Origin of the sequence: Mesorhizobium sp. ORS 3428, from assembly GCF_001854785.1 — a bacterium.
Classification (GTDB): Bacteria; Pseudomonadota; Alphaproteobacteria; order Rhizobiales; family Rhizobiaceae; genus Mesorhizobium.
Genome location: NZ_MDFL01000150.1, coordinates 24,999 through 36,634, shown reverse-complemented (window position 1 = coordinate 36,634; position 11,636 = coordinate 24,999). Strand labels below are relative to the sequence as shown.

Here is an 11,636-nt window from a genome sequence, read left to right as displayed (position 1 = left end):
ACCGTGCCGGTGCGCGAGGTCAGGCTTTCGGCCGGCGCCGGCTTCGTCGTCATCATCTGCGGCGAGATCATGACCATGCCCGGCCTGCCCAAGTCGCCCTCCTCGGAAAAGATCTTCCTCAACGAGCAAGGCCAGATCGAGGGCCTGTTCTAAGCAGCGTTAGAGTTGAAATAACCAAGGGCGCCGCGCTGCCGCGGCGCCCTTTTCCATTCCGGAGTTCAGCGTTGCTAAGCCGCGTTCCGCTTCAGCGCCCGCTGGTTCGAGGCGTAGATCGTGTCGCGTTCCGGCAAGGTGCCGGTCTTGAGGCAATCGATCCATTCGGCGGTCTTGRGCACCGCGGCGAAGCGCGACTGCAGCACCACGCTCACCACCCGATGGATGTCCTCGGCCGACGCGTAGCCGGCGCTGTTGGCGTAGGGGACCGAACCGCTGGCGTCCGAAAGGAACTCGACGGCAAAACCCATATGCACGGCATGGACGATGGTCGACAGATCGCAATTATGCGTCATGTAGCCGACGACCGCGATCGTATCGATGCCGTTGGCGCGCAGCCAGTCTTCGAGATCGGTGCCGGTGAAGGCGGAGGGCAGCGTCTTCTCGACATAGTGGTCGCGGGGCCGCCTGGCGATCTCGGGATGCAACTCGCCGCCATGGCTGCCCTTGGCAAAGATCGGCGAGGTCTCCGGCGCCATCTGCCTGACAACGACGACCTTGATGCCGGCAGCGGCGGCAGCATCCATGGCGCGTGCTACGTTGGCGACGCTGTCGGCGAAGGGCGGATGCTGGATGGCGAGATTGCCGCCGTCGTAGTCGTTCTGGACATCRACGACGACCAGCGCGCGGCGCGGCTGGATGGCTGGTGCTGACATGGCGGTTTCCTTTCGACCGGGTTGATGGGCGCAAAGCTAGGCCGGATATCCGGTCTCAGAAAGTGGCCCAATTGACATTATTCGAAATAATCGGGACACTCGCGCCGCAACCCAGTGGTGTTCACCATGCGCAATCCGATCATCGCTGCCGTCGCATTCGACGGCATCAGCCCGTTCCATCTCTCCGTACCTTGCCTGGTGTTCGGCGCGGACCGCACGAAGCTCGGCCTGCCGCGCTTCGACTTCCGCGTCTGCGCGGCTGAACAAGGCCTTATCCATACCGATGCCGGGTTGAGCATTTCGGTCCCGCACGATCTCTCGGCGCTGGACGATGCCGACATCGTCATCATCCCAAGCTGGAAAGATCTCGAGGCGCCTCTGGCCGCGCCGCTCAAGGATGCGCTCGAACGCGCGCACCGGCGCGGCGCGCTGATCGTGGGCTTGTGCCTCGGCACATTCGCCATCGCCGCCGCGGGACTGCTTGCCGGACGAAAGGCGACCACGCATTGGGCCTATACCGACCAGTTGCAGGCGCTACATCCCGACATCGCCGTCGACCCGGACGTGCTCTATGTCGATGAAGGCGACATCGTCACCTCCGCCGGCGTYGCCGCCGGGCTGGATTGCTGCCTGCACGTCGTGCGCGCCCGCTACGGCGCCGAGGCAGCGCTTCGGCTCGCCCGCCACGTCGTGCTCTCGCCGCACCGGCAAGGCGGACAAGCCCAGTTCATCGAACGCCCGCTGGCACCGACGCCGAACGCCGACCGGTTCACAAAAGCCCTCGACAAGGTGCGGGCAACCCTCGGCGAGGCCCACAGCCTCGACAGCGTCGCCGACGCCGCCGGCCTCACCCGCCGCACCTTCACCCGCCGCTTCCAGAAGACAACCGGCACCAGCTTCGGCGACTGGCTAGCCGACCAGCGCGTGGCGATGGCGCAGYGGCTCCTGGAACAGACGGACAAATCGATGGATATGGTGGCCTTCGAGGCGGGGTTTGGCAGCGCGACGTCGCTGCGCCAGCACTTCGCCGCCCGGCTCAAGACCTCGCCGATGCGGTACCGGCGCGAGTTCTCCAGAGCAGTTCCGGGGAATGTGCGCAGCGGTCTTCCGTCCGAAATTGCGTAATTACTAAAGCATGTCTCCCGAAAGTGGGGACCGGTTTCGGGCCAAAGACATGCGTAAAATCAAAAAACCTAAAGCGCATGGAGCGAATCTGAAAGATCGCGACGGGCTTTAGAGCGCTCAAATGGCAGGCGCGCGTGTGACCAGCCGCGCCGGGTTGCCGACCACCGTCGTATTTTCCGCCACGTCCCGCGTCACCACCGCGCCCGCGCCGACGATGGCGCCCGCTCCGATGCTGACGCCGGCGAGGATCACCGCGCTGCCGCCGATCCAGGCATTGTCGCCGATCGTCACCGGCCTGGCGATCTCCAGCCCGGCCAGCCGTCCGGCCGCCTCCCGATGATGCTCGGCGCAGTAGATCTGCACGTTGGGCCCAAGCAGCGTTCCCTTGCCGATGCGCACCGGCGCGGTATCGAGGATGGTGCAGCCCGCGTTGAGGAAGACCCGATCACCGAGGAACAGGTTGAACCCGTAGGCGCAGTGGAACGGCGCCTCGATCCGTACCCCCTCGCCCGTGCTCCCGAGCAGTGCTCGCAAAGCCGCGCCGACGTCGCCGCGCTGCGTGGGCGGCAGGCTGTTGTGCTCGAACACCGCATCGCGTGCCGTGACRCGCAGCGCCTCCAACTCCGGGTCGATGCAGGTGTACCACTGGCCCGCCGCCATCTTCATGCGCTCGCTTGTCGCCATCGCCGCTCCTCCAAAGCCATCAGCAGCCAAAGCGCAAACCATCCGCGAGGGAAAAGCCGTGGCCAAAAGGCCGGCCTATGCTAGCCTACGGTTGTGGAACCGTGCGAGGGTTCCAAGCTGAGAGGCCAGTCATGCTTTACATTCTTGCATTGCTGATCGGCGTCGTCGCCGGCCTGCGCGTCGGAACGGCGCTCGCTGTTACCGCCTGGGGCGCCTGGCTGGGCTGGCTGCCGGTTGCGAACAGCTGGGCGAGTTTCATGGGCCATTGGGTCGCCGTCGCCATCTTCACCATCGTCGGGATCGTAGAGCTCTTCACCGACCAGCTGCCGTCGACGCCGAGCCGCAAGGTGCCGCCACAGTTCGGCGCGCGCATCGTCGGCGGCGCCTTCTGCGGTGCGGTCATCGGCGCTACCGCCGGCGCCGCCATCGGCGGCCTAATCGCCGGCGCGATCGGCGCAGTGGCCGGCACGTTGGGTGGCRCTGAAGCACGTGCGCGACTGGCGGCTGCTTTCGGCAAGGACCCGCCAGCCGCCTTCATCGAGGATGCCGTGGCGATCCTCGGCGGCCTGCTCATTGTGGCGGCTGTCGCATGACGGCGAAGCGCTTCGACGCCATTGTCATCGGCGCCGGCCAGGCCGGCCCGTCCCTCGCCGCCCGGCTCGACGCCGCCGGCATGAGCCTCGCGCTGATCGAGCGCAAATTTGTCGGCGGCACCTGCATCAACAGCGGCTGCATGCCGACCAAGACAATGGTGGCGAGCGCCTATGCCGCGCATCTTGCCCGTCGCGCCGCCGACTATGGCGTCGCGCTCTCCGGCCCTGTTGGCGTCGATTACAAGCGCATCAAGGCGCGCAAGGACAAGGTGACGAACGACGCGCGCAGCAATCTCGAAAGCTGGATCGCCGGGATGAAGGGCTGCACGCTTTATCGCGGCCATGCCCGTTTCGAATCCGCCAATACCGTGCGCGTCGGCGACGACCTGCTGACCGCGCCAAAAATCTTCCTCAACACCGGCGGACGTGCCGCCGTGCCGGACCTGCCCGGCATCAACGACATCTCCTATCTCACCAATTCCTCGATGATGGATCTCGATGTGCTGCCCGGCCATCTCGTCGTCGTCGGCGGCAGCTACGTCTCGCTCGAGTTCGCGCAGATGTTCCGCCGCTTCGGCTCCGAGGTCACGGTGATCGAGAAGGCGCCCCGGCTGGCTAGCCGCGAGGACGAGGATGTCTCGGCCGCGATCAAGTCGATTTTCGAAAATGAGGGCATCGCCGTCCATGTCGGCGCCGACGACATCGCCTTCGCCAAGCAAGGCGACGACATCGCCGTCACCTTCTCGGCGGGCAAGCCGCCGGCGGTCGGCTCGCATGTGCTGCTGGCACTCGGGCGCGTGCCGAATACCGATGACCTGGGCCTCGACAAGGCCGGCGTTACGCTCGACAAGCGCGGTTACGTCGTGGTCGACGACCAGCTTCGCACCAACGTGCCCGGCATCTGGGCGATGGGCGACTGCAACGGCAAGGGCGCCTTCACCCACACCTCCTTCAACGACTACGAGATCGTCGCCGCCAATCTGCTCGACAACGATCCGCGCAAGGTGAGCGACCGCATCGAGGCTTATGCGCTCTATATCGATCCGCCGCTCGGCCGCTGCGGCATTACCGAGGCGGCGGTGCGCAAATCCGGCCGGCGCGCGCTGGTCGGCCAGCGCCCGATGACCCGCGTCGGTCGCGCCGTCGAAAAGGGCGAGACCCAGGGCTTCATGAAGATCCTGGCCGACGCCGACTCCGGCGAAATCCTCGGCTGCTCGGTGCTCGGGCCGGGTGGCGACGAGGCGATCCACTGCGTGCTCGACCTCATGTATGCCAAGGCGCCGATCAGCACGCTGGCGCGGGCGACCCACATCCACCCCAATGTCGCGGAACTTCTGCCGACCATCGCCCAGGAACTGAAACCGCTGGTCTGAGCCAAAGGCTGGAGAGTAGCCGCGCTGCGCCCACGGCCCGTCGCGCTGGACCACTCGACAGCCCGGTCGCAAACATGCATGTCTGGCCCCTCCATCGGAGGCACGCATGCAAAAGACGATCGAGCGCATCGCCGGCGACAGCGAAGGCACTACTTACGAATTCCCGGTCTTTCGCTTCGACGGCACGGACAAGCCCGCTCCCACCGCCTATCTGCAGGCTGCCCTTCATGCCGGCGAATTGCCGGGCACCGTCGCCCTCGACGCGCTGATGCCGATCCTTGCGAAGGCGGAAGCGGAAGGCCGCATCAAGGGTTCCATTACCATCGTGCCCTGGGCCAACCCGATCGGCCGCGCCCAGTACCATTTCGGCGAGCATCAGGGCCGCTTCCATTTGGGCACCCGGACCAATTTCAATCGTGCCTTTCCGCTGCTTGCCGCGCCCGACCTCAAGCTCCTGCCGGACACCAGCCTTGGCGGCGCCGACCAACGGCTGAAGTCGCGCCTCGTCGAGCTTTCGCTGGGCCACGACATCGTCCTCGACCTCCACTGCGACGACGAAGGCCTTGCCTATCTCTACATCCATACCAGCCTGTGGCCCGCGATGGCCGACTGCGCGGCGGCGATGGGCGCCGATGCCGTCGTGCTGTGGGGCGAGGACACGGACGGCACGTTCGAGGGCGCCTCGATCATGCCCTATCAGAACGTGCCTGCGAGCGTATCGCGCTTCGACCGCCGCGTCGTCACCACAGTCGAATATCGCGGCATTCTCGATGTCGATGGCGCRCTGGCCGCGTCCGATGCGGCAGGCCTCTATCGCCTGCTGGTGGCGCGTGGTGTCATTGAGGATCTCGCGGCTGCCAAGCCCGGCAGCTTCGCGGGAGYGGTCGTGCCGCTCGAGAACATCGACATGATGCCTTCGCCCAAGGCGGGCGCGATCCTCTACGACGTCAAGCCCGGCGACCGAGTCGAGAAGGGCGACCGTCTCGCGACAATTATCCATGCGCCCGGCGAGGTAGGCGGCCGCACCGAGGTCTTCGCCCCGCAGTCGGGCTTCATCCTGACCCGGCGTTCGCGCCGCATCATCCGCGCCGGCGAGGACCTTTTGAAGCTTGCCGGCGACAAGAGGAGCGGCGACGCGCGCTCCGGCACGCTGGAGGATTAAAGCGTATCCGGTGTGCTTTTAAGCACTTGCCCTCTCCACGAAATCCAGTTGCGCCGCCGGTCATTCGCCGCTATGGGATTGGCCATGAACATGCGTTCGAACAAGACCGTTTGGTGGTGGGCTCGCTGACAGCGGCCAATTCGAACGCGTGTGCGTGAAAAAGAGGGTGGCCGCAACGGAATGTCCGGGCGGCCATTTGTTTTTWCAAGCCATTCCCGGGTCCGTTGCCCAAAACGCTGATGGAGACGGCAATGACGACTACAGTTCTGGACAACGGGGCGGAGCGCTTCGTCACCGCGGGCGGGGTGACGATCACCCGCGAGCGTCGCGACAGACCCTATGAAGGCGCTATCGACGCCTATGTCGAGGGCCTGAATTCCCGCCGCGGCGCGGTGTTTTCCTCGAACTACGAATATCCGGGTCGTTACACGCGCTGGGACACGGCCATCATCGATCCGCCGCTGGTGATCTCGGCGCGCGGCCGCGCCATGCGCATCGAGGCGCTGAATGCTCGTGGCGAAGTGCTGTTGCCTCTGATCGGCAAGGCGCTTGGCGGCCTGAGTGACGTAACCATCGCCGAAACCTCGAAAAAGCTCATTCGCCTCGACGTCGCCAAGCCTGGACGCGTCTTCACCGAGGAGGAGCGCAGCCGTGTGCCGTCCGTCTTCACGGTGCTGCGCACCGTCACAGCGCTGTTCAAGACCGCCGAGGACGCCAATCTTGGCCTTTACGGCGCCTTCRGCTACGACCTCGCCTTCCAGTTCGACCCCGTCGAGTACAAGCTCGAACGCAAGGAGAGCCAGCGCGACCTCGTGCTGTTCCTGCCCGACGAGATCCTGGTCGTCGACCACTATTCGACCAAGGCGTGGACCGATCGCTACGACTATTCCGGCGAAGGCTTTTCGACCGAAGGCCTGCCGCGCGACGGTGCCGCCGAGCCGTTCAGGATCGCCGACCGCAYCCCGCCGCGCGGCGACCACGAGCCGGGTGAATATGCGAACCTGGTGCGCCGGGCGATGGAGAGCTTCAAGCGCGGCGACCTGTTCGAGGTCGTGCCCGGCCAGATGTTCTACGAGCGCTGCGAGACCCAGCCCTCCGACATTTCCCGCAAGCTCAAGTCGATCAACCCCTCCCCCTACTCCTTCTTCATCAATCTTGGCGAAAACGAATATCTGATCGGCGCCTCGCCGGAGATGTTCGTGCGCGTCAACGGCCGGCGCGTCGAGACCTGCCCGATCTCCGGTACGATCAAGCGTGGCGACGACGCCATTTCCGACTCGGAGCAGATCCTCAAGCTGCTCAACTCGAAGAAGGACGAGTCCGAGCTCACCATGTGTTCGGATGTCGACCGCAACGACAAGTCGCGGGTCTGCGAGCCTGGCTCGGTGCGCGTCATCGGCCGCCGCCAGATCGAGATGTATTCGCGCCTCATCCACACCGTCGACCACATCGAGGGGCGCCTGCGCGAAGGCATGGACGCTTTCGACGCATTTCTCTCGCACGCCTGGGCGGTCACCGTCACCGGCGCGCCGAAACTCTGGGCCATGCGCTTCATCGAGCAGAACGAGAAGAGCCCGCGTGCCTGGTATGGCGGGGCGATCGGCATGGTCAACTTCAACGGCGACATGAACACCGGGCTGACGCTGCGCACCATCCGCATCAAGGACGGGATCGCCGAAGTGCGCGCGGGCGCCACATTGCTTTTCGACAGCGTTCCCGAGGAAGAAGAAGCCGAAACCGAACTGAAGGCATCCGCCATGCTCTCCGCCATCCGCGACGCCAAGACCGGCAATGCCGCAGGAGCCGAGCGCGCCACCGCGCGCGTCGGCGACGGGGTCAACATCCTGCTGGTCGACCACGAGGACTCCTTCGTCCATACTCTGGCCAACTACTTCCGCCAGACCGGCGCCAATGTCTCCACCGTGCGCACCCCGGTGCCCGAAGAAATCTTCGAGCGGCTGAAGCCCGATCTCGTCGTGCTTTCACCCGGCCCCGGCACGCCGAAGGACTTTGATTGCGCCGCCACCATCAAGAAAGCGAGGAGCCGCGACCTGCCGGTCTTCGGCGTCTGCCTCGGCCTGCAGGCGCTGGCCGAAGCCTATGGCGGCGAGCTCAGGCAGTTGCACATCCCCATGCACGGCAAGCCCTCGCGCATCCGCGTCTCTAAGCCAGGCATCATCTTCTCAGGCCTGCCCAAGGAGGTGACGGTCGGYCGCTATCACTCGATCTTCGCCGATCCGGTGCGCTTGCCCGACGATTTCGTCGTCACCGCCGAGACCGAGGACGGCATCATCATGGCCTTCGAGCACCGCAGGGAGCCGATCGCCGCCGTGCAGTTCCATCCTGAATCGATCATGACGCTCGGCCAGAACGCCGGCATGCGCATCATCGAGAACATCGTCGCGCATCTGCCGCGTAAGCCCAAGGAAAAGGCCGCATAGAGACGATGGCGGACGTGCAGCATACGACGACGGCCGCGGCGAAAGCCGCGACCCGGCAGAAGGTCGCAAGGCTCGCCTTCTGGTCGATCGTTGTTGCCGGCGTCGTGCTCGCGCTCAAGGTCGTGGCCTGGTACATCACAGGCTCCGTCGCCCTTTACTCAGACGCGGCGGAATCGATCGTCAACGTCATCGCATCGGTCGCCGCCTTCTGGGCGATCCAGGTCAGCTACAAGCCTGCCGACCAGGACCATCCCTTCGGACACCACAAGGCCGAGTATTTCTCGGCCGTTCTCGAGGGCGTCCTGATTGTCGTCGCTGCCCTCCTGATCCTCAATGAGGTCTGGCGATCCTGGCAGCATCCGGCCCCGCTTGAGCAGCCCTGGAAAGGCCTCGCCGTGAACGGCGTGGCGACCATCGTCAACGCGATCTGGGCCTGGACCCTGATCCGCTCCGGCCGGAACGCGAAGTCGCCCGCGTTGATCGCCGACGGCCAGCACATCATGACCGATGTGGTGACGTCCGTCGGCGTGTTCGCCGGCCTTGTCGGCGCGGTGCTTACCGGCTGGCAGATCCTCGACCCGGCTCTTGCCGTCATCGTCGCGCTCAACATCCTCTGGCAGGGGTGGCATGTCATCGGCTCGTCGGTGAACGGGCTGATGGACCGCGCCRTCGATCAGCAGGAACACATGCAGATCCGCGACATCATCTCGGCCAATTCGAAGGGCGCGCTTGAAGTTCACGACCTGAAGACGCGCATCGCCGGCCGGGCCACCTTCATCGAATTCCACCTCGTCGTCGATGCTGACATGACGGTTGGCGCCAGCCATGTCATCTGCGATCGCATCGAGGACGCGCTGAAGGCCGAGATCCCCTCGGTGCGCGTCACCATCCATGTCGAGCCGGACGACGAGGCGAAACTGCCGAAAGGCACCGCGGCGGTGCCATTTGCCTGAAGTCACCAGGTCTCGATCGCCAGATCTTTGATCCGTTCGAACTCGCGGACGTTTCGCGTTATCAATGTCAGGCTGCGCGCACGTGCCTGGCCTCCGGTAAGCACATCAAAGCGACCAATTGGAGTTCCCGATTCGCCAGCATCGCCCGGATCTCGCCGGCGTGCCGCGCGTCTTCCCGATCGAATTCGAGCACCGGGAACAGAAGTGCGTCCAGTCGTGCGAGGTTTTCTTCCGTTCGCTGGCCTCTGCAGGCCCCATAATAGAGTTCGTGCGCAACGATTGCCGAAAGCGCAAAATCTTGCGGCTTGTTTCGCTTGAGCACTTTCAGCAAATCATCATCGCCCATCATGATGGCGATGACAGCATTGGTATCGAGCAGATAGATCACTTGAAGACGTCGCCGAGAGCGGGCCGCTTCTGCTCCTCTACCCTTTGCTCCGCCGCATCGACAAAATCGCCATCAAGTGTCCCGATCACTTGATCGAGCCATGCCCAATCTTGCGGAAGAGGTTCAAGAACGACAGTCTGACCGTGACGGCGGATCGAAACCTCGTCAGTTTCAAAGCGAAACTCCTTCGGCAGACGTACAGCTTGCGAGCGGCCTGACCAGAATATTTTTGCTTTGTTCATCCCAAGCGTATCCAATGATATCTAGCAAAAATATATAGCACTGCACCAACGCGAATAAGACTATCCGTCCCGAAAAATCTTACGGCGCACAGGCCGACTGCGGCATCGGGTTCAGCCTATAGACCTTGTCGTCGGATTTCGTCTTGCCGTCCGCTGCCTTCGAGCAGAGATCGACGACGGCAAGCGCGTTGTTGGGGTTGGCGAGCATTATCGTGCCGCCGGCGCCGCGCTTGAGGAAAATCTCCTTTTGCGAGATGTCGCAGGCAAAGTCGCTCATCTTCGAACTGGCCGAGCATCGCCACTGGTCGGCCTCGCCCTGGCAGCTGTAGGTCTGCGTGACCTTGGCTCCCTTCTGCCTTGTCGTCACCGAGACGGCGATGTCGGCGCCGTCGGGCCAGTTGGCGGYGTCGCCGCCGGCGGCGAACGAGGCAAGTTCGATCGGGCCGCGGAAGACGCGGATCGACTGTGTCATCTGGTCGGGATGCGCCTTAAAATGCTCCGCATCGTAGTCGCGCCCATAGCAGAAGGACTGGTCGGGCTTCAGGCGCTCGCGCAGCGGCGGTCCCAGCGTCGGATCGATCGGATCGATGYGCGCGAACTCCGCCTTGCAGGTGGCGGCCRGCATCGGGTCCAATCGGAAATTGTCGTCTTCGCTGCCCAGCGCCTGCTTGTCGTACTCCGCCTTGCCGAGATCCTCTTCAGCGCCCGCATCGAGATACACATCGGGCTGCACATTGGAGAGGATCAGCCGGCCCTTGTCGTCGACCTTGAGGGAGGCCAGCGTGCGGTCGCATTCCATGCCGCAGCGGATGCCGCTCGCCTTGTCGRCCGGATCCTCCTTGTTGCACCAGCCTGCCGCCCAATCCGGCTTCTTGGCACCGCGCACCGTGGTGGTAAGAAAGCCGTTATAGGCGGCGTCGGACATCGTGCTCGGCTCCTCGTTCGGCCTGCTGACCGGATCGTGGCCGTAATAGAAGAAGATCCRTGCAACCTTCTGGTGCGGATGTGCCTTGAGATGGGCGGCGTCATAGACGCGGCCGAAGCAGGCATCGGCGCCGCCGGGGCTGAGTTCRGTGAGTTTGTTGGCATCGCCGGCGCGCGCAGCGCCAGCAACAGCGAGGGCAGCGCCAAGCACCGCGCCCGCCATGGTCCTCGACGTCATGTGTTCCCTCCTCGCACCGACAGGACTGCGATTCATGCTAGTCTAGGAGCAATTCCAGGAAAAGCGTGGAGCGGTTTTCCGTCTGGAATTGCGTAAAAACAAATGCTTAGCGAAGCCCGGAGGGCAAGACTGCGAAAGCYGGCGGATGGAGGGGAATGCGATGCTGCGCCGCGATATTTTCCGCGCCGGCCTTGCCGGAGCAGCCGGTCTTTTCGGTCTGCGCCGGGCGAGTGCCGCCACGGGCGGGGAGAAACTGAGGGTTGCCTATCACCTCAGCGATGTCGACAAGGTCAATTTCGTCCTCGGCAACATCAAGAACCACTATGAAGGCACCGGAGGCAATGTCGAGATCATGCTGGTCGTGCACGGTCCGGCCCTTGCGGCCTTCAAGGCGAAGAGTGCGTCCGGCGCGACGTCCAGCCGGTTTGCCGGYCTCGTCAGCCAAGGGCTCGTGCCGCAGGCCTGCGGCAACACCATGCACGGCATGGACATCACGCTTGCCGACCTGCTCGAAGGCTTCCAGGTCGCCGACAAGGGCGGCGTGGTCAAGCTCGCGGAACTGCAGCGCCAGGGCTACGTCTATTTGAGGCCCTGATTTCGTCCCCGATTTCGCCTCCTGACTTGAACGCCTGCCCGGCAAGCGT

General features: G+C 64.3%; 12 protein-coding genes and 1 pseudogene. 8 read left to right on the top strand and 5 right to left on the bottom strand.

Annotated features, from left to right (window positions below; translation table 11 throughout):
- Window positions 1–153 (top strand): formate--tetrahydrofolate ligase (locus ORS3428_RS31830; RefSeq protein WP_122984392.1); only part of this gene is annotated, 153 nt, incomplete at its 5' end.
- 74 nt (window positions 154–227) lie between these two features.
- On the opposite strand, the gene ORS3428_RS25515 is transcribed toward ORS3428_RS31830, so the two are convergent.
- Window positions 228–869 carry a cysteine hydrolase family protein gene (locus tag ORS3428_RS25515; RefSeq protein ID WP_071101055.1) on the bottom strand — a complete coding sequence of 214 codons (642 nt, stop codon included), beginning with the start codon at window positions 867–869 and terminating at the stop codon, window positions 228–230.
- Between the two features lie 126 nt (window positions 870–995).
- On the opposite strand from ORS3428_RS25515, the gene ORS3428_RS25510 reads away from it, so the two are divergent.
- Entirely contained in the window at window positions 996–1,994 is a 999-nt protein-coding gene (locus ORS3428_RS25510; RefSeq protein WP_071101061.1) for a helix-turn-helix domain-containing protein, read from the top strand.
- A 117-nt stretch (window positions 1,995–2,111) separates the two neighbouring features.
- Here the strand turns inward: ORS3428_RS25510 and ORS3428_RS25505 are convergent, their stop codons facing one another.
- Entirely contained in the window at window positions 2,112–2,678 is a 567-nt protein-coding gene (locus tag ORS3428_RS25505; RefSeq protein WP_071101054.1) for a sugar O-acetyltransferase, read from the bottom strand.
- Between the two features lie 131 nt (window positions 2,679–2,809).
- Here ORS3428_RS25505 and ORS3428_RS25500 point away from each other — a divergent pair, with 131 nt between their 5' ends.
- The 5 genes from ORS3428_RS25500 (at window position 2,810) to ORS3428_RS25480 (ending at window position 9,200) form a co-directional block, all read left to right on the top strand.
- On the top strand, window positions 2,810–3,271 hold the full coding sequence (locus ORS3428_RS25500) for a DUF4126 domain-containing protein (RefSeq protein ID WP_071101053.1): 462 nt from the start codon (window positions 2,810–2,812) through the stop codon (window positions 3,269–3,271).
- Entirely contained in the window at window positions 3,268–4,644 is a 1,377-nt protein-coding gene (locus ORS3428_RS25495; protein ID WP_071101052.1) for an FAD-containing oxidoreductase, read from the top strand. Before ORS3428_RS25500 ends, ORS3428_RS25495 begins: the two co-directional genes overlap by 4 nt.
- Window positions 4,645–4,750: 106 nt before the next feature.
- Window positions 4,751–5,806, top strand: a complete 1,056-nt coding sequence (locus tag ORS3428_RS25490; protein WP_071101051.1) for a succinylglutamate desuccinylase/aspartoacylase family protein — start codon at window positions 4,751–4,753, stop codon at window positions 5,804–5,806.
- Between the two features lie 251 nt (window positions 5,807–6,057).
- A complete protein-coding gene (locus ORS3428_RS25485) occupies window positions 6,058–8,247 on the top strand; it encodes an anthranilate synthase (RefSeq protein ID WP_071101060.1) in 2,190 nt (729 codons plus the stop codon).
- Between the two features lie 5 nt (window positions 8,248–8,252).
- Window positions 8,253–9,200, top strand: coding sequence for a cation diffusion facilitator family transporter (locus ORS3428_RS25480; protein ID WP_071101050.1), 948 nt, complete (start codon window positions 8,253–8,255; stop codon window positions 9,198–9,200).
- Between the two features lie 2 nt (window positions 9,201–9,202).
- On the opposite strand, the pseudogene ORS3428_RS25475 reads toward ORS3428_RS25480, so the two are convergent.
- From ORS3428_RS25475 to ORS3428_RS25465, 3 genes and pseudogenes are all read right to left on the bottom strand, one after another.
- Window positions 9,203–9,549, bottom strand: a pseudogene (locus ORS3428_RS25475) (PIN domain-containing protein).
- Window positions 9,550–9,584: 35 nt separating this feature from the next.
- Window positions 9,585–9,830, bottom strand: coding sequence for an antitoxin (locus ORS3428_RS25470; protein ID WP_071101049.1), 246 nt, complete (start codon window positions 9,828–9,830; stop codon window positions 9,585–9,587).
- 79 nt (window positions 9,831–9,909) lie between these two features.
- Complete coding sequence (locus tag ORS3428_RS25465; RefSeq protein ID WP_071101048.1) at window positions 9,910–10,992, bottom strand: hypothetical protein; 1,083 nt, start codon at window positions 10,990–10,992, stop codon at window positions 9,910–9,912.
- Window positions 10,993–11,152: 160 nt separating this feature from the next.
- Between ORS3428_RS25465 and ORS3428_RS25460 the strand changes: the two genes are divergently transcribed.
- Window positions 11,153–11,587 carry a DsrE family protein gene (locus tag ORS3428_RS25460; RefSeq protein ID WP_071101047.1) on the top strand — a complete coding sequence of 145 codons (435 nt, stop codon included), beginning with the start codon at window positions 11,153–11,155 and terminating at the stop codon, window positions 11,585–11,587.
- Window positions 11,588–11,636 lie beyond the last annotated feature (49 nt).

Bases quoted from the DNA above. Each gene is read 5' to 3' on its own strand.
- ORS3428_RS25495 (WP_071101052.1), top strand. From the start codon at position 3,268: ATGACGGCGAAGCGCTTCGACGCCATTGTCATCGGCGCCGGCCAGGCC.
- ORS3428_RS25470 (WP_071101049.1), bottom strand. From the start codon at position 9,830: ATGAACAAAGCAAAAATATTCTGGTCAGGCCGCTCGCAAGCTGTACGT.